At 73.3% G+C, this 22,729-nt stretch carries 10 protein-coding genes; 6 read left to right on the top strand and 4 right to left on the bottom strand.

Annotated features, from left to right (window positions below; all coding sequences use genetic code 11):
• Positions 1 to 519 precede the first annotated feature (519 nt).
• From ACG83_RS06385 to ACG83_RS06400, 4 genes are read left to right on the top strand one after another with little or no spacing between them, the layout of a single operon-like run.
• Positions 520 to 1,881 carry a pyridoxal phosphate-dependent aminotransferase family protein gene (locus ACG83_RS06385; RefSeq protein ID WP_054565105.1) on the top strand — a complete coding sequence of 454 codons (1,362 nt, stop codon included), beginning with the start codon at positions 520 to 522 and terminating at the stop codon, positions 1,879 to 1,881.
• 57 nt (positions 1,882 to 1,938) lie between these two features.
• A complete protein-coding gene (locus tag ACG83_RS06390) occupies positions 1,939 to 2,898 on the top strand; it encodes an ABC transporter ATP-binding protein (RefSeq protein WP_054565106.1) in 960 nt (319 codons plus the stop codon).
• A complete protein-coding gene (locus ACG83_RS06395; RefSeq protein WP_054565107.1) occupies positions 2,895 to 3,716 on the top strand; it encodes an ABC transporter permease in 822 nt (273 codons plus the stop codon). Before ACG83_RS06390 ends, ACG83_RS06395 begins: the two co-directional genes overlap by 4 nt.
• A gap of 12 nt (positions 3,717 to 3,728) precedes the next feature.
• Entirely contained in the window at positions 3,729 to 4,502 is a 774-nt protein-coding gene (locus ACG83_RS06400) for a MerR family transcriptional regulator (RefSeq protein ID WP_054565473.1), read from the top strand.
• 788 nt (positions 4,503 to 5,290) lie between these two features.
• Here ACG83_RS06400 and ACG83_RS06405 read toward each other — a convergent pair.
• Complete coding sequence (locus ACG83_RS06405) at positions 5,291 to 8,779, bottom strand: UvrD-helicase domain-containing protein (protein ID WP_054565108.1); 3,489 nt, start codon at positions 8,777 to 8,779, stop codon at positions 5,291 to 5,293.
• A 379-nt stretch (positions 8,780 to 9,158) separates the two neighbouring features.
• Between ACG83_RS06405 and ACG83_RS06410 the strand changes: the two genes are divergently transcribed.
• Positions 9,159 to 16,046: an AAA domain-containing protein gene (locus tag ACG83_RS06410; protein WP_054565109.1), complete on the top strand. Its 6,888-nt coding sequence runs from the start codon at positions 9,159 to 9,161 to the stop codon at positions 16,044 to 16,046.
• 302 nt (positions 16,047 to 16,348) lie between these two features.
• Here ACG83_RS06410 and ACG83_RS06415 read toward each other — a convergent pair whose 3' ends face one another.
• Entirely contained in the window at positions 16,349 to 17,683 is a 1,335-nt protein-coding gene (locus tag ACG83_RS06415; protein ID WP_054565110.1) for an acetamidase/formamidase family protein, read from the bottom strand.
• Between the two features lie 342 nt (positions 17,684 to 18,025).
• Between ACG83_RS06415 and ACG83_RS06420 the strand changes: the two genes are divergently transcribed.
• Positions 18,026 to 19,237, top strand: coding sequence for a thiamine-monophosphate kinase (locus ACG83_RS06420; protein WP_063792980.1), 1,212 nt, complete (start codon positions 18,026 to 18,028; stop codon positions 19,235 to 19,237).
• 28 nt (positions 19,238 to 19,265) lie between these two features.
• On the opposite strand, the gene ACG83_RS06425 is transcribed toward ACG83_RS06420, so the two are convergent.
• Both ACG83_RS06425 and ACG83_RS06430 read right to left on the bottom strand, forming a co-directional pair.
• Complete coding sequence (locus ACG83_RS06425; protein ID WP_054565111.1) at positions 19,266 to 19,880, bottom strand: thymidylate kinase; 615 nt, start codon at positions 19,878 to 19,880, stop codon at positions 19,266 to 19,268.
• A 590-nt stretch (positions 19,881 to 20,470) separates the two neighbouring features.
• On the bottom strand, positions 20,471 to 22,630 hold the full coding sequence (locus tag ACG83_RS06430; RefSeq protein ID WP_369812855.1) for a hydantoinase/oxoprolinase family protein: 2,160 nt from the start codon (positions 22,628 to 22,630) through the stop codon (positions 20,471 to 20,473).
• Positions 22,631 to 22,729 lie beyond the last annotated feature (99 nt).

Here is a 22,729-nt window from a genome sequence, read left to right on the forward strand (position 1 = left end):
GGCGCCGACGGGCCCGCCCGCGGGTCGCCGCGCGGCCCGATCCGGTGCCCTCGTTCGCCCTGCCGTTCGGCCGGTCGTTGCGCTGCCGCGGGCCAGCCGGACGAGTGCCTGCACGCCAGCCGGACGAGTGCCTCCGCACCAGCCGGACGAGTGCCCGCGGACCGGCCGGACGAGGTGGCGGGGCGGGCCCGGATGCCCGCGGGAGGCCACCCCACGGACACCCGGAGAGGGCCCGGAGACCGCCCGGAGCGCCGGTCGTCGTAGGACGCCCGGCGCCACCCCCGCGATAGCGCCCAAGAAAACTGAAAGTGGTGGAAGGCACCGGTTCAACCCGCTATGTTCTTCCTTGGCTCTTCGTCAAGCGTCACCCTCACCTGACTTCCCGACGACTCGGGCAGCCTTTCGTCGATTTTTCTCGTTTCCCATGCCCGGAGACCGGACTTTCGGGCGTCCCGAAAGGTCGGTGCCGGCGATGACCCCGACGGCTCTGCGCCACCCGCAGAACGAAAGCTGGCCCGAGTGACCCAGATCTCGGATTCCGCCCCGGCCGGCGCCGAGTCGATCCGCGCCACGGCCACCGCCGACGATCCGCGGCTCGCGGCGCCGGCCGTGGCGCCGGCCCGGCAGGCCGACGGCGCAGGTCTTCGCCACGTGCTGGCCCGTCCGTACGGTGTCATGGCGGAAATGGCCCGGATGCGCCGCCAGTCACCGTTCTATGACTCGCGGGTCGACGAGATCGCGGGGCGACGCATTCGCATCGACGGCCGATGGCTGATCGACTTCGCGTCCTGCAACTATCTGGGTTTCGATCTGGACCGCGAAATCATCGAAGCCGTGCCGGAGTATCTCGACCGTTGGGGAACCCACCCCAGCTGGTCCCGGATCATCGCCAATCCACGGCTGTTCACCGAGATCGAGCAGAGCCTCTCCGAGCTTCTCGGCGCGCCCGACACCCTGCTGCTGCCGACGATCAGCCACATACATCTGTCCGTGCTGCCCGCGCTTGTCGGCCAAGGCGCCCTCTTCGTCGAGGTGCATGCCCACAGCTCGGTGCACGACGGGGCGGCGATGGCGTTGGGCCGAGGCGCCACCGTGCGCCGGTTCCGAGAGGCCCGGCTCGACCGGCTGGACCGCGCGCTGCGCGCGTGCCGGCTCTTCCCCCGGGTCATCGCGATCGACGGCGTGAACAGCATGACGGGCAACGGGCCGCGGCTGGCCGAGATCCTCGCCGTCGCCCGGTCGCACGAAGCCGTCGTCTACATCGATGACGCGCACGGGTTCGGCGTCATCGGCGAGCGCTCCCCGGCGGAGCTCACTCCGTACGGGCTGCGCGGGAACGGCATCGTCCGCCATCTCGGGCAGTCCTACGACGACGTCGTCATGGTCGGCGGCTTCTCGAAGTCGTATTCCTCGCTGCTCGCGTTCGCGACCTGCCCGACCGAGCTGAAGGACTACCTCAAGACCATGGCCAACCCTTACATCTTCTCCGGCCCGCCGCCGGTCGCGTCGCTCGCGACCGCGCAGGTCGGGCTACGGGTCAACGCCGAGCGCGGCGAACAGGCCCGGCTGGCCCTGCACACCCTGACCGCCAGGGCGCTGGCCGGGATCCGCTCGCTCGGGCTGGCCACCCTGAACAGCTCCGGCCATCCGATCATCGAGATTCCGCTCACCGACCCCGGCCCCGACCACGCGGACGCACTCGGCGCGTTCCTCTTCGAGCGGGGCATCTACGTGACGGTGGCGCCGTTCCCGCTGGTGCCCCGGGACCAGGTCGGTGTGCGCGTCCAGGTGACCGCCGCGAACACCGAGGCCGAAATCGACACGCTCCTGGACGTCCTGAGCGACGCGGCCCGGCGTTTTCCCCTGCGCCGCCTGGACTGATTTCTTTTCGGGCGGCGGCTTGACCTTGACCCTGCGTCAGGCCTCCAGCATGGCCCCATGACCGCCATCAGGCCCGCGATCGAGGTTTCCGGGCTTACCAAGTCCTACGGGCGACACGCTGTGCTCAACGGCGTCGACCTGACCGTCCCGCAGGGCTCCGTCTACGCGCTCCTCGGGCCCAACGGTGCCGGTAAGACGACCATCGTCAACATCCTCTCCACCCTGCTGGCCCCCGATGGCGGCGAGATCCGCGTCGGCGGCTTCGACATCCGACGCGAGCCCGCCGGGGTGCGTGCCGCGATCGGTGTGACCGGGCAGTTCTCCGCGATCGACGAGCTGCTCACCGGGCGTGAGAACCTGCGGCTGATGGCCGAGCTCGCCCACCTGGAGCGGGCGACCGCGACCGCGGCGGTGACGGTGCTGCTGGAGCGGTTCGACCTCGTCGCCGCGGCCGACCGGCGGGCGCAGACCTACTCGGGCGGCATGAAGCGTCGCCTCGACCTGGCGATGACGCTCATCACCCGGCCCCGGCTGATCTTCCTCGACGAGCCGACAGCCGGCCTCGACCCACGCAGCCGTCGCGACCTGTGGGCGATCGTGCGCGAGCAGGTCGCCGACGGCGTGACGGTGCTGCTGACGACGCAGTACCTCGACGAGGCCGACCAGCTGGCCGACCGGATCGGAGTGCTCGACGGTGGCCGCCTCGTCGCCGAGGGTACGGCCGCCGAGCTGAAGCGGCGGGTACCCGGTGGGCACGTGACGGTGCAGTTCACCGACGCCGCGGGGCTGGCCGCCGCGGCGGCCGCGCATCCGCAGGCCTCGTCCAACGTCGAGGCGCTCACCCTGCAGGTGCCGGGCGACGGCAGCGTCGCCGGGCTGCGCCGCCTGCTCGCCGGCCTCGACGACGACGCCGTCGCCGGCCTCACGGTGCAGTCCGCCGACCTCGACGACGTGTTCCTCGCGCTCACCGGCCGCACGGCCGCAGCGGCGCCCACCGCAGAGGGGATCCCCGCATGAGCACCGCCTACGCCGTCCGGGACTCGGCGACGATGCTGCGGCGCAATCTGCTGCACATCCGCCGCTACCCCTCACTGTCGATCATGCTGGTCGCGCAGCCGATCGTGTTCCTGCTGCTGTTCGTGTACGTGTTCGGCGGGACCCTGGGCGCCGGCCTGCCGGGCCAGGAGGGCGTGACGGGCGCGGTGGGCCGGGCCGGCACCGGGGACCGCGGCGACTACCTGGAGTTCATCACGCCGGGGATCCTGTTCATGACCGTCACCAGCATCGCGCTCGGCACCGCGATCTCGACCGCGACCGACATGACCACCGGGATCATCGCCCGGTTCCGCACGATGAACATCGCCCGGGTCTCGGTGCTCACCGGCCACGTGCTGGGCGCCGTCATCAGGACCGGTTTCGCCGTGGTGATCGTGGCGGCGGTCGCGTTCGGGCTCGGATTCCGCTCCGACGCCGGCCCGCTCGACTGGCTCGGTGCGATCGGGCTGCTGGTCGGTGTCTCGTTCGCGCTCACCTGGCTGACCGTCGGCATGGGCCTGGCGGCGGACAGCGTCGAGACAGCCAGCAACACGCCGCTGTTCCTGGTGATCCTGCCGTTCATCAGCAGCGGCTTCGTGCCGACCGACGCGATGCCCACCGGGCTGCGCCAGTTCGCGGAGCACCAGCCGTTCACCCCGATGATCGACACCCTGCGGGCCCTGGTCACGGGTACGTCGGCAGGCGCCGACCTGTGGCTCGCGATCGGCTGGTGCGCCCTGATCGCGCTGCTCGGCTTCCTGTGGTCACGTCGGCTGTTCCTGCGCGTGCCCACGAAATAGGAGACTGGCATGGTGCTCACGATCAGCCAGCTGGCGGCGTACGCGGGCGTCACCGTACGCGCGGTGCGGCACTACCACGCCAAGGGTCTGCTGGCGGAGCCGGAGCGAGACCACTCCGGCTACCGGCGCTACGACGCCCGCGCCGTCGTCGAGCTGGTCAAGATCCGCACGCTCGCCGAGGCCGGCGTGCCGCTCGCGCAGGTCCGCGAGCTGCTGGACGCGGGCGAGGAGGAGTTCAGCACCGCCGTCGCCGACATCGACCGGCGCCTGCGCGCGGAGATCAGGCTGCGGCAGCGGCATCGCGAGCGGATCGCCCAGCTGGCGGCCGGTGACAGCCTCGCCCTGCCGCCGGAGGCGGTGGCCTACCTCGACCGGCTGCGCGAGCTCGGGCTCCCGGAGCTGATGATCGCGGGCGAGCGGGACGCCTGGATCCTGGTCGCCGCCCAGCTCCCGGAGCGCATGCCACTGCTCATGAAGCTGAAGCGGCAACAGCTCGACGACCCGGCGATCGTCACGCTCTACCGCGATCTCGCCACAGTGATCGAATGGGATGCCGACGACCCGCGGGTGGCGGCCCTGGGCGACCGGCTCGTCGCCTCCTTCGAGGCCGCCGACACCACGGAAACGGAAGCGGGGAACCGGGACTGGGAGATCACCGACGAGCTCGCGGAGCTCCTCGACTCCGTCTTCCTCGAGTCGGTGCCGATCGCACGCAGGCTCCTGAAGCAGCTCGAGGAACGCGGCTGGCACGGCTGGACCAAGATCGAGCGAATCCAGCCGAAATAGTGGCGCGGCCGCCAGCGCCCATGGCCGTTCAGATCCGTGGACGGACCGGCTCCCCAGCCCTCGGCCCTCATCAGGCAAAGTGACGGAGGCGCCAGAAACCCGAATCGCTCCAATCCGTTGGATGAATGACGGGACACCCGGCGATCGGCCATCGCGGACAAATCGCCGCCACGGGCAGCCCGCACATCCGACATCGCCGGTCCGGCACCGCGTCACAGCAGCCAGCGAGACCCGAAGAACCCCCGCGACCTGCGGCTTCAGGGGCCGCGGACGGCGCCAACGACTCCCTGGAGGGACGGAATCCCACCCCCGCAGCTCCCGGCGAGGCGCGCGGGATCGGCAGCTAAAGGGCTCTTCGTTGCCCTTCCGATAAACACCCCTCGAAGACTTGCAAAACCGGCGAAGAAATGGATGTAAAGAGACCCGAAGAAAGAGAAACGCGGAGCCCTTTAGGATCGCGAACGGAACAGCCGTGCACTCGCCGAAAGCTGACCAGCACTGTCAGAAACCCAGAGGCTCCAATCAAGATCGCCAGCCTGTGGGTGAGGGTGCCCTCCATCAACGTGTCCGGGCCTCCGAGGGTCCGGTAGCCCGGCTTGGCGAGTCGCAAACGTGAAGGATTCTGGTTGTTCCGACGACCGAAATCCTTCACCCTTGCGGTTCGCCAGGCAATCCGGCACCCCTTTTGCGCCTTTCGAGGACGAACTGCCGGTGCTGCGCGGGATCCTCGATGGCAGCCGTGCGGGTGCGGTTCGCCTTCCGTCAGCACGCCTCAGCCTCGTTAACCGTCAGATCAGCCGAAGTTGGCGACCCTCGGACCGGCGCCGGGTCTGCGCGGCGGAGGGCACTGATCCGATCCGTTTTTCCAGGTACCGACCGTCGATGGCGGAGAGGAACGGCGAAGGCCCGGTCTGGACGACCTCCCCGCCGCGGCGACGTCGCGTGGCATGGGTGAGAACGAGTCGGGTACGCGCCCGGGTGATTCCCACGAACAGCAGGCGCCGCTCTTCCGCTTCGGCGTCGGCGGCGGCCTCAGCGGCACCGGCAGGCCCGGCGGCAACACCGCCAGGCCCGGAAGCAGCGGCAGCCCCGGCGGGCGCCGATCTGCCCCAGCGCAACGGCAGCAGCCCGTCCTCGCAGCCGACGATGATGACGAGCCCGAACTCCAGCCCTTTGGACGCATGCAGCGTGAGCAGGGAGATCCGGTCCGCCCGGGGATCCAGGTCGTCGACCTCCGTCCCCAGCGCGACCGCGGTGAGGAAGGAGTCGAGATCTGTTCCCGCGGCGGCGGCCGCCGGGGCCAGGAGCTCCACCGCCCGGCGTAGCTCCGCCGCACCGGGCGACCGACCGCCGCCGTCGGCGGCTTCGGCGCGCAGAACCGCCCCCAGCGCGGTGTCCGAACCGGCCGCGAGATCGGTCAGCCGCGCGGCGGCGTCCCGCAGGGCGGCCGACACGGAGCGCGGCGGTTCGCCGGACCGTTCCCGCAGGTCCGCGAGCAGGGCCCCCACCGCGGGCAGCTCCGCGAGCGGGGTGTGGCCGTGCTGGCGGAACGGAAACCCCCGGCGCAGCAGCGCGTCGACCACGGGCTCGGCCTGGCGGGCCGTGCGGTACAGCACCGCGATGTCGGCGAAGGAGAGCCTGCCCCGCTCCGATCCGTCCACCGCACCGGAGTCGAGGGAGTGGAACGAGGTGCCGCCCAGCGCCTCCTCGATGAGGTCGACGACGGCGATCGCCTCCTCCGCCTCGCTCCCACACGGCCGGATCACGACCGGACCGTCGGCGTCCTGGCCGGTGACCGCGCGCAGCTCCCGGTCGGGGACGAACGTGCTCGGTGCGATCGCGTCCAGCGCGGCCCCGACGATCGTCGGCGTCGACCGGTAGTTGCGGGTCAGCGAGACCCGTCGAGCGCCCGGACGGTCCTGCTCGAACCGCAGGAAGAAGCCGACCTCGGCGCCGCGGAAGCTGTAGATGGCCTGGTCCGGGTCACCGATCGCGCACAGGTCCCCGTCGGGCGGGCACAGCTCCCGCAGCAGCCCGTACTGCACCTCGTCGATGTCCTGGAACTCGTCGACCCAGACGTGCCGCCAGCGCCGCTGGTACTCCTGGGCCAGCTCGGGGGACGACCTCAGCAGCCCGAGCGGGAGGGTCACCAGGTCGTCCAGGTCGACCATGTTGCGGTCGCGCAGCGCGGCGTCGTAGCGCGCGAGCACCCCGGCCGACGGATGGTCCCGGTAGGACCGGCCCAACGCGCGCCGCCGTTTGAGGTCGGCCAGCTCGGCGACGACCCGGCTCCGGGCCTGCGGGCTCTCGGCGCCGTGCAGGGCCTCGTCCACCAGCTCGTCGCGGACGGCGTCGTCCGCCACCCGCACCTCGGCGGCCCGCGCGAGCGCCTCGTGCCGCTCGCGGATGATCGCGAGGCCGAGGCCGTGGAACGTCGTCGCGGTCACCGCGGATCCGGCCACGGATCCGGCCGTCGACCCGGCCGTGTCCGTGCCCGTGCCGAGCAGCAGATCGAGACGCTCCCGCAGCTCACCGGCGGCCCGGCGGGTGAAGGTCACGGCGAGGCACTGCTCGGCGGGCACCGCCAGCTCCCGCACCCGGTACGCGATGGCGTGCACCAGCGTCCGGGTCTTGCCCGTGCCGGGACCGGCGAGGACCAGCATCGGCCCACCGGCCTGCTCCGCCGCGCGCCGCTGGTCCGGATCCAGGCCGTCGAGAACGGAACGGCCGCCGGGAGCCGCATCCGGCGCGGAGCCGGAGCCGGGGTCGCCCGGTACCGAGCCGAGGACCTCCGGGGCGGGAGACTCCCGGGCAGGGACGGGGGCCGCCGGTCCAGGAGTGGCGGCCTCCGGTCCAGGAGTGGCGGCCTCCGGTCCAGGGGTGGCGGCCTCGGGAACCAGCGCGCTGCGCCGGGCGGAGCCCCGGGCCTTACGTCCGCCCGAACCGCCGGCGCCGCCGCTGCCGGTGGAGGTTGGCCGGGGAGCCGTCGGGTGCACGTCGAACAGCGTGCCCGCGTCCGCGCTCAGCTCGTCCGGCTGGAAGAGCCGGATGACGCCGTACTCACCGTCGTACCCCGCCTGGCGGATCACCTCGCCCCGGCGCAGGCGCCCGATGCCCTCCACCAGCGTCGGTGAGCCGACCTCGGCGATCGCGTCGAGCGGGACGTCCGAGAGGATGCCCAGCTCCGGGCCCAGCCGCGAGACCAGCGTCGTCACCTGGGAGGCGACCGCCTTGCTCTTCGGGCCGACGCCGAGGATCTCGCCGACGATCTCCGGCAGCGCGACGAGCGAGGTGACGTCCCCCGCGGTCTCGGGGCGGGTGGACTCGGTCCGGTCGGCCAGCGTGTCGACCCGGTTCAGCACGCCGACGGTCAGGCCGCGACCGCACTCCGGGCAGAGCCCGCCGAGCTCACGGGTCTGCTCCGGGGTCAGCGCGACCCCGCACTTGCGGTGCCCGTCGTGGTGGTACTTCCCCTCCTCGGGAAAGAACTCGACGGTGCCGCCGAAACCGTCCCCGGTGCGCAGCGCGGCGAGAATCGAGAAGTAGTCCGGATCGCAGGTGAAGGCCGTCGCCTCGCGGCCGAGCATCGGCGGCGAATGCGCGTCGGAGTTGCTGACCAGCCGGTACCGGTCCAGCCCGGAGATCCGCCAGAACATCTCCGGGTCGGCGGAGAGCCCGGTCTCCAGCGCGAAGACGTGGTCGGCGAGATCGGCGTAGCAGTCCTCGACCGCGTCGAACCCCGACTTCGAGCCGAGAACGGCGAACCACGGGGTCCACACGTGGGCGGGGACGAGGTAGCAGCCATCGCCCGCGGCGAGCGTTATCTCCAGCAGGTCGCGGGAGTCCAGGCCGAGTATCGGACGTCCGTCGGCGGCCAGGTTGCCGATTCGGGCCAGTGCGGACGTGATCCGACCGGCCGACTCCCGATCGGGTGCGTAGAGGAGGTGATGGACCTTTCTGGTGCGCTCACCACGCTTGTAGATCGTGGAGATCTCGGTGGAGATCATGAATCGCGTCGCCGTCCGGCACGAGGCCGGCAGCGTCGCGAGCACGTCGCGCTCCAGATCGGGGCGCAGCCGGAACAGCCCCGGCTCCGCCGGCACCAGCTTGGTCGCCAGCTCCTGCGACCACGCCGGATGGGTGAAGTCGCCGGTGCCGACGACGCTGATGCCTTTTCTGGCCGCCCACCACGCCAGATGCTCCAGGTCGCAGTCGCGGCTGCAGGCCCGCGAGTACCTGGAGTGCACGTGGGTGTCGGCAAAGAACCGTGACCTCACGGATGCGTATGTTGTCGCATCCCACCTTCGGGCCGGGCAGCGGCACGCCGGTGGACACGCCACCGAACACGCGGAATCCCGCATCCGACCACGGACCGACCACGGCCAACCATGCCCAGCCGCAGGCGACTTCCGTCCACCACGGCCGGCCACCGCCGGGCCATCGATTTCAGCCGCTACACCCCCTGGGCCAACTCCGCATACGGACGAGTGCCGCAAACAGTGGGTCGCGGCGCCACCGTCCTGGTTCGTCCGGGAGGCTTGCACTAGTTCTGGTATCGGGTGTTCCGGTCCCGGAACGATCGGAACAGGGCGTTCGCGACGCCCCGTCACGAGTTCCGCCGCCGGCACGCGCCGGCCGGAATCGGGGAGAGACTAGATGACGACGGACTCGGGTTCGGTGGACTCCGGAGTGGCTCACGCAGGGGCCACGGACACGGCGGACGTCGGCACAGACGGGGCGGAGCGCCGTCCGGCACGGGTGACCGCCCGGACCACGGCCCGTGCCAGCTCCGACGCGCCACGGCCGGGCATCGGCGCCGATCACGCGGCGGGCCGCGGCGGAGCCGAGAGCCGCGGTCGCACCGAGAGCCACAGCAGCACCGGCACTGGCACCGGCACCGGCCGCCCTGGCCCGGACGTCGGTGACGCCGGTGACGGTGGCAGCGGCGACGCCGCCGCGGCTGACGCCGCTGACGCCGCTGACGCCAGGGCGCTGGACCTCGCCCGTCGTGAGCGCTACGCCGCACTGACCGACCGCTGCCACCGGCTCGTGCGCTTCCTGCACGAGGTGGCGGTCTCCCAGTCCGAGCAGATCGTCGACGTCGACGAGAACCCGCTGGTGATCTGGCTCGCCGGCCTGCCCTCCGGCCTGTCGCTGTTCGAGGCCGCCGGTGCCGGCGAGGTCCTGCTCGAGGCACCCGCCGCCGCGCTTCTTCCGCCCGCGCCACCGCTGCCCGAGATCCTCCGTGGCCGGGTCCGGCTGCCCGTCCGTGGCTCGGAGGCGTCCGCCGGCCGGTCGGAGCACGGGATCGTCCTGCACGGCCCCGTGCCCCCGGCCGACGTGGACCTGAGCGCGGCCCCGCTGCTCGTCTACGATCTGCCCGCCGTGAGCCCGGCGGAGCGGGCCGCGGCCCACCCCACCGACGATGCCGGCCACGGCGACGACCAGCCCGGCCGGGATGACGCGGCGGGCCCGGGTGACGCGCCATCGGGTGCCCTGAACGGTTCCTCGCCGACGTCCAACGGCGCCGCGCCGTCATCCAACGGCAGGGGACCTTCGCCCAACGGCACCGCCCCCTCCGCCGCCAACGGCACGGCGCCCTCCGCCAACGGCACCGGGCCAAGCTCGAACGGCCAGGGACCGACCTCGAACGGCTCGGGGCCGGCCTCCAAGGGCGGCTCGCCGACGTCCAACGGCCGTCGTTCCAACGGCACCCGGCCGCGCACCGGTGAGGTGACCGGCCCGCGGCAGCCGAGCACAGCCGGCGCCGCCGGCAACGGGCGCGCCGGCACCTCCGGCGAGCCGGCGACCACCTATCCGAGCGCGACGCCGGTTCCGGCGGACGTCGCGGCCGCGTTCGCGGAGTGGGCGCGGGCGTGGCAGGTGTGGAGCTCACGGGCGCGGGCCGACGCCGACCGACGCCACCTGCACACGACGCTGTACGGCGTCGCGCAGCGCCTGGCCCAGGAAGGCGACACCCTGGAGCTGGTGCTCGCCACCGGCCTGCTGACCTGGAAGCTGCCCCGCCCGGTCCGACGGCATCTGCTCGTCACCCGGCTCGTGGTCGAGACCGATCCGATGACGTCGGCCATCCGGCTGCGGGTGCCGGCGGGTACCTCCACCCGGCTGGAGGACAGCGCCTTCCTCGACCGGGTCCCGGCGTTCCGGCCGGAACGGACCAACGCGCTGCACGAGCGACTCCGCTCACGTGACGCGGCGCCGCTGGGCGCCGACGACGAGCGACTCCTGCGGGACTGGCTCACGCTCGCCGTCGACGGCCCGACCGAGGGCTACCGCCCGAACTGGCCACCGCCCGGCCCGGCCGGCCCCAGCGCCTCGCTCACCCTCGCGCCGGCGCTCATCCTGCGCTCCCGCGGGCATGCCGCGCTGCTCAACTACTACGAGCAGATGCTGGACGCGCTGCGCGGCGACGGCCTGCCGCCGCTGGGACTCGCCCAGCTGGTGGAAACCCTCGACACGTCCGAGCGCCTCGCCTGGCTCGCCACGGCGGAGGGCACCGAACCAGGCCGCCTGGCCCTCGCCCCCCGCCCCACGGGCACCCTCGCCGGCCCCACCGACTCCACCGGCTCCGGCTCTCCCGGCTCCGGCTCATCCAGCTCCCCCGGCTCGCCGGATGCGTCCGATGCCGACGTGGCCGGGGACTGGCTCTCGCCGCTCCCGATCAGCCCGGAACAGACCCGGGTGATGCGCAGGCTGCGGCTGGACAACGGGGTCGTCGTCGAGGGCCCACCGGGCACCGGCAAGACCCACACCATCGCGAACCTGATCAGCGCGCTGCTCGCCGAAGGCCGCCGGGTCCTGGTGACCAGCCAGAAGGGCCAGGCCCTGCGGGTGCTGCAGGAGAAGCTCCCGCCCGAGCTTCGCCGGCTGTGCGTCTCGCTCACCGAGGACGCCGAGAGCGGTGCCGGCGAGCTCGCCACCAGCGTCAGCGCGCTGGCCGCCCAGAAGGCCGTCTACGACGCCGGATCCCAGGACGAGCGGATTCGGACGGCACGCCAGCGCCGGGATTCGGCGGTCTCCGAGCGGGAACGGATCGCCACCGCGGTGGCGGCACGGCGGGCGGCCGAGTGGCGCCGGCACGGCACGTACGAGGTCGGCGCCGGCTGGTCGGGCACCCGCGCCGAGATCGCCGCGCGGCTGCGCGACGAGGCCTCCGAACACGGATGGATTCCCGTTCCCGTCCCCGGGCCGGAGGGTGGTGGCTGGCCACGCCCGCCGCTCAACGACTCCGAAGCCGCCGAACTGTGGCGCCTGCTGACGACACCCGACCCCGTCTCCTCGGCGATGCGCGGCTTCGGTGGCCCCGGACAGCAGCACGGCGGGCCGGGCGACCCGTCCAGCGCGCCGACCACACCGCTGCGGATCACCATCGGGGGACGGCTCGTCCGGACCATTCCCGCCACCCTCCCAGCACCGCCCGCACCACCCGCGTTGCCCGCCGCGCCCGTGCCGGCGGACGGCCAGGCGCACCCCGCCCAGCCGGGACAGTCCCCGCAGCCCGGACATTCCGCGCGGCCAGGTCAACCCGCCCAGCCGGGCCATGGTGGCGGTGGCGCCGGGCCGGAACGTGCCTCGGACGCGGCTGGAGCAGGACGCCAGGGTGGTCCAAGTGCTTCAGCCGGGACGGGGGCACCGGCCGGTCAGGCTGGTCAGGCTGGTCAGGCCGTCGGGGCGGAGTCCACGGGACCATCCGACCCGCCGACCGTTCCATCCCCGATCACCTCGGCGATCGCGCTGTCCGCACTGCGTGAGCAGCGGGCGTTCGGGCTGCCACCGGAGCTCGGCGAACTACCCACCCGCTCCGAGCTGACCGCGCTGGCCTACGCCGAGCAGGGTGCCCTGCACGCCGCCGAGACCGCCGAGCAGGCGCTGTCCCGCCAGGCGGCGGCCATGGTTCCCGTGCTGGCGCACGCGCTCGCCCTGGCCGGCGACGAGGCGGCCGACCGGCTGGCCGCCGCCGTCGACGGTGTGCTGCGCGCGGCGGAGATCATCGCCCGGCTCGCCGTCCGGCAGCCGTGGGCGGCGGACGCGCTCGCCGACGCCTTCGCCGGCCGGGCCGCGGTGCTGTGGACGAAGGTCGCCGCCGCCGCGCCCGCGATCGCGGAGGCGACCGCGGCGGTGGTCGAGCTCGGCCTGCACCAGGTGGAGCTCCCCCGCTACCCCGACGGCCGCGGGCCCGACGCGATCGCGCTGCTGTCCTCCGCCATCGCGCTGCGCGAGCACATGGACGCCGGCGGCACGCTGCGCCGGTTCTTCCGGTCGAAGGCGCAGAAGGACGCCCGGGTCCTGCTCGAGGAGACGAGCGTCGACGGGGTCCCGCCCCGCACCCCGGAGCTGCTGGACCTGGCGCTTTTCCGGCTGCGCGCGGAGGTCGCGCTCGACGCGGCGACCCGCGCCTGGTCCCTGCTCAGCGTCGCCCCGGACCCGTCCGCGGAGCTGGAGGTCCGGCTGGCCCGCCTCACCGAGGCGCAGGACGTGGCGCGGGCCATCGACGTCGCCGTGGCGGCCCGCGGCCGGCTGGCGGCGCTGCTCGACGCGCTCGGCGCGCACGGGATCCCGCTGGACTCCCCGACGGCGTGCTACGACGTGGGCGCGGCCGCGAACGCGTACCGGCTGCGGCAGGCCGCCACGGCCGCGGGCACCGGGCTGCGGGACCTCACCGCCGAGCTCGTCGCCGCCGCCGCCCAGCCGGATGCCGTCGACGAGCTGGCCCTGCTCGCCATGGCGGTCGAGGCCCGCGACCCGGCCGGCTATGTCGCGGCCCTGGAGGCCACGGCGGACGCGCTGAACGGCCGCGCCCGCGCCCGCCGCCGCGACGAGCTGCTCGGCCGGGTCCGGGAGGCCCACCCCGTCCTGGCCGACCTGCTGCAGGCGGGACGTCTGTTCGCCGGCCAGGGCGCGGCCAGCCACGGGACGTCCGGCCAGGCAGGTCACACGGGTCAGGCAGGTCAGGGCGGTCAGGGCGCCACCGGCCCGGCGGCCCTCGGCGAGCTGTTCGAGTCCTTCGGCAAGGCGTGGTCGCACGCCGTCGCCGCGACCTGGCTCGCCCGCGTCCGCGCCACCGACCAGAGCGACCTGGACGCCGACCTCGACGCCGCCGACGAGCTGGTCGCCTCCGCGACCGCCGAGCTGGCCGGATCGCTGGCCTGGAAGCACTGCCTGGAACGGATGGGCACCGAGCAGTCGGCGGCCCTGCGCGCCTACGCCGACGCGATGGCCGCCGGCGGCCGTTTCACCGGCCGGCACGCCGAGCGCTACCGGCAGGCCGCCCGGGAGGCGATGCGGATCGCGCAGACCGCCGTCCCGGCCTGGGTGATGCCGATCAGCGAGGTGCTGTCGACCATCCCGGCGGTACGGGACAGCTTCGACGTGGTGATCGTCGACGAGGGAAGCCAGGCCGGCCTCGAAAGCCTCTTCCTGCTCTGGCTCGCACCGCGGGTGATCGTCGTCGGCGACGACCGGCAGTGCACGCCGCCGGACGCCTCCGCCGAGGAGCTCGAACCGGTCTTCAACCGGCTCGACACCCTGCTGCCGGACATCCCCAGCTGGCTGCGGGTCGGCTTCACCCCGCGGTCCAGCCTGTTCTCCCTGCTGCGGACCAGGTTCGGCGACGTCGTCCGGCTGCGCGAGCACTTCCGCTGCATGCCGGAGATCATCGAGTGGTCGTCGGCGATGTTCTACCGCGACGCACCGCTGATCCCGCTGCGGCAGTTCGGCGTCGACCGGCTCACCCCGCTGCGGGCCCAGTACGTCCCGCACGCCTACACCACCCCGACGGCGGACGGCCCGCGCAACCCCGTCGAGGCGGAGGCGCTGGTCACCCAGGTGCTGAAATGCGCCGAGGATCCGCGTTACCGGGGCCTGACCTTCGGCATCGTCGTACTGCAGGGCACCGCCCAGGCCGAGCTCATCCGCTCCGAGCTCGTCTCCCGGATGTCCGCCGCCGAGCAGCAGCGGCGCCGGCTGCGGGTCGGATCGCCGCCCGACTTCCAGGGCGACGAGCGGGACGTCATCTTCCTCTCCCTGGTCATCGCGCCCGGCACGTCGACCACCTCGCTGACCCGCCTGGAGTACCAGCGCAGGTTCAACGTGGCCGCGTCCCGGGCCCGCGACCAGGTCTGGCTGTTCCACTCGGTCTCGGCCTCCGACCTGGAACCCGTCGACCTGCGGCACAGCTACCTCAGCTACGTGCTGGCACATTCGGGGTCGACGCCGACGGCCATCTCGGCGGCGCCGGTCGCCGCGTCCGAGGTCAGCCCGGTCCTGCCGCATCCGCGTTTCGACTCGCTGTTCGAGCAGCGGGTCTTCCTCGCCCTGGCCACCCGCGGCTACCACGTGACACCGCAGGTCGAGATCAACGGCCGCCGGTTCGACCTGGTCGTGTCCGGGGGGCGGGCCCGGCTCGCCGTCGAGTGCGACGGGGACACCACCCGTTCCACCGACGACGTCGAGCGCGACCTGACCCGTGAGCGGGAGCTGCGCCGGGTCGGCTGGCGGATCTGGCGGATTCGCCGGTCCGAGTTCGAGATCGACCCGGAGGCGGCGCTCGCCCCGCTGTGGCCCCGGCTCGCCGCCGCGGGAATCCTGCCGATCGCCACCCCGGCGCACCTGCCGGTGACGCCGAACCATCCCGACCCGGCGATGCACGTGACCCAGCTGCTGACCGCGCCCGAGTACGCGAGCCCGGTGCCCGCCGGCACCACCCTGCCCTCGGCCCCGGCACCGAGAGCCCTCCCACCGGGGGCTTCGGCGACGTCCATCGCGGCACCGTCCACTCCCACGACATCCACTCCCGCGACGCCCGCCCCCGCGGCGTTCACTCCGGCGGGGTCGACGGCCGCGGCCGCGGAGGCCCCGTCGGCGGCCACGGCCGGCTCGGTGCGGCCGGAGAGCGAGTCGAGGCCGGCGCCACGGCCCACCGGTGACACCACCGCACCCGGGCGGGATTCAGCTCCCGTGCGCCCCTCGGCCCTGCCGGTGCCGGAACCACGGGACGCGGGGAGGTCCACGGCGCGGGACCTGTTCCCGAGCACACCGGGCCTGCCGCGGCCGTCCGCGGGCGGCACGACCAGCTCCGGCACGACCGGCTCGGGCGCTGCCGGCGCCTGGACGACATCCGGCGGCTCGCCCACCGGCTGGGCGTCCGTGGGGACGTCACCCAGCGGCTTCCCCGCCATGCACGACCTCCCCTCCGGGCCGGATCAGTGGTCGGAGGACGCTGTCTCGCCCGGCGCACCGGTCGTCCCGGACGCGAGCATCGCGGCGGTGCCGACCGGCGGGCAGACCGACGCCGGACCGGCGGCCTCCGCCACCGCGGCCGGTGGGGCGACCGGTGGCACGGCTGACACGGACGACCTCGCGTCCAGCCGTCCGTCGGCCGGCCACGCTCCCGCCGCATCCGACACCGCTGGTCCCGGTGTGGCCTCGGTGCACGCCGACCCGGACGAACGCCGCCAGCGTTGGCGTCCCATCCAGCTTTCCGAGCTGGAGGGCCTCGACGACGTTCCTCCGACGGCGCTCTGACCCCGGCGGTCCGGCAGACCCCCGACCGGGTGGTCTGCCGGACCGCCGGGCGCACGGCCACCCCCATTGGGGATTCCGCGCCGCCGGGCAGCACCAGCAATTCACCTCAAGAGGAACAAAAGGGGCGCAGGGCCACCTGGCGACCCGCAAGAAGTGAGGATTTTGGTCGTTGGCACGACCAAAATCGTTCACTCCTGCGACGCGCCAAACCGGGCAACCGGCTTCTCGGACCGGTGGCGGCCCTCAGCCGCGTAGCGCGTAGCCGCGTAGCCGCGTCCGTCCGATTGCCGACCTACGCCGAACTAGGTGGCCGGTTCGTCGGTCCCGGCCTGGCCGGCGGCGGTCACCGCCTCCTGGGTCGGCTCCGGCACGATGATCTGACGGTCAGCGCCGGGACGTCCCACCTCGGCTTCGGGCATCGACCCGGCTTCGGGTGTCGAGTCGGAGTCGGGCGTCGAGTCGGAGTCGGAGGCACCGACGATCCGGGCGAAGCCGCCGCGCGGCAGCCGTGACTTGACCGGTGCCGGCTCGTTGAAGTCCGAACGGCGGATCCGGCAGAAGCCGGTCCCGTGGCCGTCGGTCAGCCGGCCGATACCGAAGTCCGCCGCCGCCGCGAGGTAGGCGGCCGCGTCCGCGCGCTGCAGGCCGCCCCTGGTCTGCAGGAACCTCACCGCGGCCCGCGCCGCCCGGCGCACCGCCTCCCGCGGATCAGGGTCGAAGCCCGTGGTGATCCACAGCTCCTCGGTCTCGACGAACGGCTCACGCAGCGCGCCGAGCGCGGCGGTCGCCGCCGCGTCCCGCAGGGTGACCAGGCGCAGGGTGGCCCGCAGCGGACCCTCCAGCGCGGTCGCCCCGATCATCCCGTCGCCCACGGAATAGTGGGGGTCGCCAACCACGAAAAGCGCCCCCGCCACCTGGACGGGCAGGTACAGATGCGCGCCGGGCCCGAGTTCCCGGCAGTCCAGCGCACCGCCGAAGGCACCGGTCGAGCGCGACGTGATCGCATCGTCCGTCACGTCGGCCGCGACAGCCATGATCCCCAGGCACGGGTTCAACGGAAAGCGGATGCGCCCTTGGCTCCCGCTCGGCATGGCCCCGAACAGCCGCCCCCGGCGGCGCTCCACCGCGCAGAAGGACGTCACCGTGCGATAGCCCTGCCAGCGCCGCGCGTCGGCGTCGAGGGCCGGTGCCGGCGTCTCCGGGAACTCCCCGGCGAGCAGGCCCGCGCCGTGCCGGGTGGAGATCACGCCATATCGGGCCCGCGGGTGCAGCGTGAGGATGTCGATCCGCAGCATGTCGCCGGGGATGGCGCCACGTACGTGGATCGGGCCCGTCACCACATCCGAGCCGTCTGTGCCGAACCGGTGTGGAACGCCGGACGCGGCGATGGCCCGCGCGTCCTCCAACACCTCCGAGGGGACGACCCCGAAACCCCCGAGAAAGGCATCGGGATCGCGGCCCTGGTCCTCGAGAATGCCTTCCTGGCTGACCGTGTCTATGGTGACGGTCGTGCCAGAGTCCACGCTGAGCACCGGTCGCGTCCGCGCGTTCGGGAGGGCACCCCAGCTGATCGTCTCCGGGGTGGACGGCAGATAGTGCCGGCCCTCGATCTTTCCTCGTCCCGGCTGCAGGGCCACTCGCGCCCTACCCGTGCCGACGCCCGGCGAGGCCGGGTCGGCGCCCTGTGCACACCCGCGGGAGCCCGGTCATCGCTCGCCGCCCGCATTGGGACGGACGCCGACGCGAGGCCCCACGGGCTCACGGACGACGCGCACGGCTATCGGACGAGCCGGCCGCCGACAACGGCGCTGAGGGTGATGCACGCGCGTCAGAGTCGCAGCGGAAGATGACGTCACGATGTCGTGGATGTTGCAGTCGGCGTCAATTACCTCGTTAACAGCGCCGAATCCCGACTGAATCCCGGCAGAACACCGACCCGCGCGGCAACCCCAGCCCGGACCGATAGCGTGGGCCGGGCCATGAGCACCAGCAGACCCGACACCGATGACACCGCGGATGTCCCCGCAGCGGATGCGCCCGCACCCGACACGGCGGCACCGGGTACAACCGCCACGGCCACCGGCGACGGGTCCGGACCGACTGTCGCGGATCTCGGCGAGTTCGGGCTGATCCGGGCGATCACCCGACGCCTGCCGGCCGGCCCGGACGTCCTGCTCGGGCCCGGCGACGACGCCGCCGTGGTGGCCAGCGCCGACGGCCGGGTCGTCATCACGACCGACCTGCTCCTCGAAGGCCGGCATTTCCGGCGGGACTGGTCCTCCGCCTATGACGTGGGCCGCAAGGCCGCGGCACAGAACCTCTCCGACGTGGTCGCGATGGGTGCCCGGCCGACCGCCCTGGTCGTCGGCCTGGGTGCTCCGCGGAGCCTGCCGATCGCCTGGGCCGAGCAGTTCGCCGACGGCCTGCGCGACGAGTGCGAGCTGGTCGGCGCCTCGGTCGCCGGCGGCGACATCAGCTCGTCCGACAACATCGTGCTCGGGATCACCGCGCTCGGCGATCTGGCCGGCCGCGCACCGGTACGCCGGGACACCGCACGCGGCGGGGATCTCGTCGTCCTGGCCGGCCGGCTCGGCTGGGCCCAGGCCGGCCTCGCGCTGCTCCGCGCCACCACTGCCACCACTGCCACCACTGGTGCCGCCAGTGCCGCCAGTGCCACCGCGACCGGCACCGCTGCTACCGCCACCGGCTCCACCGCTGCTACCGGCGGCACCGCGGCGGCACCCGCCGTGCGCCTGGACGATCCCGAATACGCCGAGCTGGTCGCCGCCCACCGGCGGCCGCAGCCGCCCTATCCACTCGGCCCGCAGCTGGCCGCGGCCGGCGCGCACGCCATGTGCGACGTGTCCGACGGCCTGCTCGCCGATCTCGGTCACATCGCGGCGGCCTCATCGGTGTGGGTCGACCTCGACACCGCCCTCATCCCGGTTCCCGCTCGGATCAGCACCGCCGCCGCGGCACTGGGCGCGGATCCACTCGGCTGGGTGCTGACCGGCGGGGACGATCACGCACTGGTCGCCTGCGTCGCCCCCGGCACGGAGCTTCCGGCGGGCTGCACCGTGATCGGACGTGTCCTGAACGAGCGGCCGGCCGACGCCGGCACGCGCGACCACGGCGTCCTCGTCAACGGCCGGGACCAGCACGACCAGCCCGGCTGGGACCACTTCGCCTGATCCGAAGACCGCGGCGTCCTCCGGGGACTCAGTCCGCCCGGAACCGGGCGACCACCGGTTGGACGGTCACCCGCAAGGCCGTCTGGACCTCCTCGCATGCCCCCTCGGCCGAGACGACGGCGAACGACGAGGCCTCCGGCAGGGAGCGGTACGCCTCGTCGAAGGCGACGAGGTAGTCGAGCTCCTCATGGTCGCGCCCGCGCTGCTCCACCCGCCGCTGCGCAAGCCCAGCCGGGACGGACAGGTAGCACACCAGGTCAGGCGCAGGGAACCGGCGAAACGCGGCACGCACCCGGCGTTCGCCACGATCGCCGCGGGCACGCATGATCGCATACTGGCAGTAGGCGTAGCGGTCCATCACCGCTACCCGGCCGGTCAGCCAGGACAGCGCGAGCGCCCGGCTGACCGCCACCCAGCGCATGGAGGCCTCGATCACGACGTACGCGCGGCGGCCGAACAGCGCCTGCCCGTCGGTGCGGCCGAGCAGCCTCGCCAACGCATCCCAGATCGGGCGACCGCCGGCGTTCTCGAAGTAGCGGGCCGGCACACCCTGCCCGTTCAACCAGGCCGCGAGCCGTCTGGCCTGGGTCGTCTTACCCGACCCGTCCACCCCGAGCAGAGCGATGATCGGCCGGCGTCGCACCCGACAAGCGTAGATGTCCGGCCGTCACAGGATCCGTGGTGCCGGCGCGCACGACGCCAAAATCATCAGAACCCCGAAGCCCCGCCGACCGAGCCTCGGGCTTCCGCTGCCGCCGACTGCCACAAAGCAAGAACTGAGGATCCTGGCCGCCACACCAACCGAAACCCTCACTCCTTGCCGATCAGCAAGCGACTCTGTGCCACATTTCGCGTCAGTCGGCGGAATTACACCGACACTGTGGCGACGCCGGATCCCTGCTGGGTCACCACGCAGCGGGAAAGCGCAGACCGCCAGATCAATATCGGCGCCCCAGGGAGAGCCCCCTCAAAACGCAGGGACACACTCACACCCCCAACCTCGCCAGCCGTGGGGGGCTCGGGGGGGCTCGGCCCCACCGGCCAACATCCCACAACCCACCAGGGAGCCCGCAAAAACGGGCGAACACGCAAAACCAGGATTGTGGGTGCCGGCCCGCCAGGTCGCCTCACGGCGTGATGTCGCACGTAGCGACTCAATATGGGTCCGGGGGCCATGATACGGACCGGCACTGCTCATCCTAACGCGGCACTGCGCCCGCCTGTTCCCGTCCGTTACAACTGACGGGTGAGGACGAGGGTCCCGATGTCGTCGACGGTGCCCGTCCAGCCGGGGCGGAGCAGGCAGGTGGCCTCGGCGAACTCGACCACCGCCGGGCCCGCGACGACGTCGCCGGCGCCCAGCGCGGCCCGCGGGGCCACCTCGACGTCCCGCCACGCACCGTCCAGCCAGGCCTGCCGGCGTCCGCGTCGAGCGGTCGGGTCGGCGGGTGGGGCGACGGGGACGGGCCTCGGACCGCGCACGGTCACCACCAGGCGCACCGCGACCGTCTCGATCTCGCGCTCCGGGGCGATGTGCCCGTATCTGCGCAGATGCTCGGCTTCGAAGGCGGCACGCACGGCCTGGGCCATCGAGGCGGCGTCGACCGAGGCGTCCCCGGGCCCGTCCCCGGCAGCGTCCCCGGGCTCGGCGACGTCGATGGTCAGTTCGTGGGACTGGCCCGCGTACCGGCAGTCGACGCGCCGTTGGAGGACGGCCGGCGATCCCGCGGAGGCCTGCCCCGGCTCGGCGTCCGCGGCCGGTCCAGCATCTGCAGCAGCGGCCAGGTCGGCCTCCGCAGCCGCGGTCGCGGCCAGGTCGGCGAAGGCGCGGGCGAGATCGACCTCGCCGAGCCGGCCGATAAGCGGGCGGGCGTGGTCACGCCGGACGTCCCCGATCGCCAGCCCGAGCGCCGACAGCACCCCGGCGGCCAGCGGGACCAGCACCCGGGACATGCCGAGTTCCTCGGCCAGCGCGCAGGCGTGCGTCCCACCGGCCCCGCCGAAGGCCACCAGGACCAGCTCACGCGGGTCGATGCCACGTTCGACGGAGACGACCCGCAGCGCCCGGGTCATCTCCGCGTCGGCGACGGCCACCACCCCGGCGGCGGCCTGTGCCGGGGTGAGGCCCAGCTCGGCACCGAGCCCGCTCAGCGCCGCCTCGGCCGCCGCCCGGGAGAGCGTGACCTCGCCGCCGAGCCCGGCACCGTCGGCCAGGTAGCCCAGGTAGAGGTCGGCGTCGGTGACCGTCGGCAGGGTGCCGCCGCGCCCGTAGCAGGCCGGGCCGGGGTCGGCTCCGGCCGAACGTGGGCCGACCCGCAGGGCGCCACCGGCGTCCGCCCAGGCGATCGAGCCGCCGCCCGCGCTGACCGAGTGGACGTCCACCGTTGGCAGCATGATCGGCACCCCGGCGAGCACCGACTCGGACGTGGTGAGCGCCCGCCCGCCGAGCACGGGCGCGACATCGGTGGACGTCCCGCCCATGTCAAAGGTGAGCAGGTCACGGACCCCGGACAGGCCGGCGACGTAGGCGGCGCCGACGACGCCCCCGGCCGGGCCGGACAGCACACAGCGGGCGGCGTGCCCGGCCGCCTCGGCGAGCTCGGTGACACCGCCCGACGACTGCATGATCATCGGGACGGTGAGCGACCGCCGCGCGCACCGGTGCTCCAGGCGCCGCAGATAGGTGGAGAGTCCGGGGGTCAGATAGGCGTCGGCGACAGCGGTGGTGAAGCGCTCGTATTCGCGGAACACCGGCAGCACCTCGCTGGAGGCGACCACCGTGACGCCCGGCAGCCGCCGCCGCAGCGCCGTGGCGACGGCCTGCTCATGGGCCGGGAAGGCGAAGGAGAACAGCAGGCAGACGGCGACGGCCGCGAGGTCGGGGACGGCCGCAACCTCCTCGACGACCCGGGCGACGTCGTCGTCGCGCAGCGGCTCGATCACCCCGGTCGGCCCGCACCGCTCGGCGACGGTGAAGCGCAGCTCGCGCGGGACGAGGCTGGGCGGGCGGTCCCTGGTCAGGTCGTAGAGGGACGGCCTGTTCTGCCGGCCGATCTCGATCACGTCCCGGAAGCCCCGGGTGGTCACCAGCGCGGTGCGGGCCCCGGCGCGTTCCAGCAGCGTGTTGGTGGCCACCGTGGTCCCGTGGGCGAAGGTGCCGACCTGTGCCGGGGCGAGGCCGGCCGCGGCCACCGCGGCCAGCACCGCGTCGGACGGGTCGGTGGGAACGGAGGGAACCTTGGCGAACCGCACCCCACCGTCCGGATCCACCGCCACCAGGTCGGTGAAGGTGCCGCCGACATCCACTCCGAGCCGGACCCGCTCGCCGGACGGCTCCTGCTGATCGGGCACTCGGCCTCCTGCTTCCCTGACTTCCGACGGCGTCCCTGACATGCTGGCGCCCTGGCCGGCCGGTGGCAGCACCGGCCACCCAGAGCACTGATTACCCAGAGCAACAACGCGAAGCGGTACCGGGCGGCCGGTAAGGCTGAG

It is taken from the genome of Frankia sp. R43, assembly GCF_001306465.1.
GTDB classification, from domain to species: Bacteria; Actinomycetota; Actinomycetes; order Frankiales; family Frankiaceae; genus Parafrankia; species Parafrankia irregularis.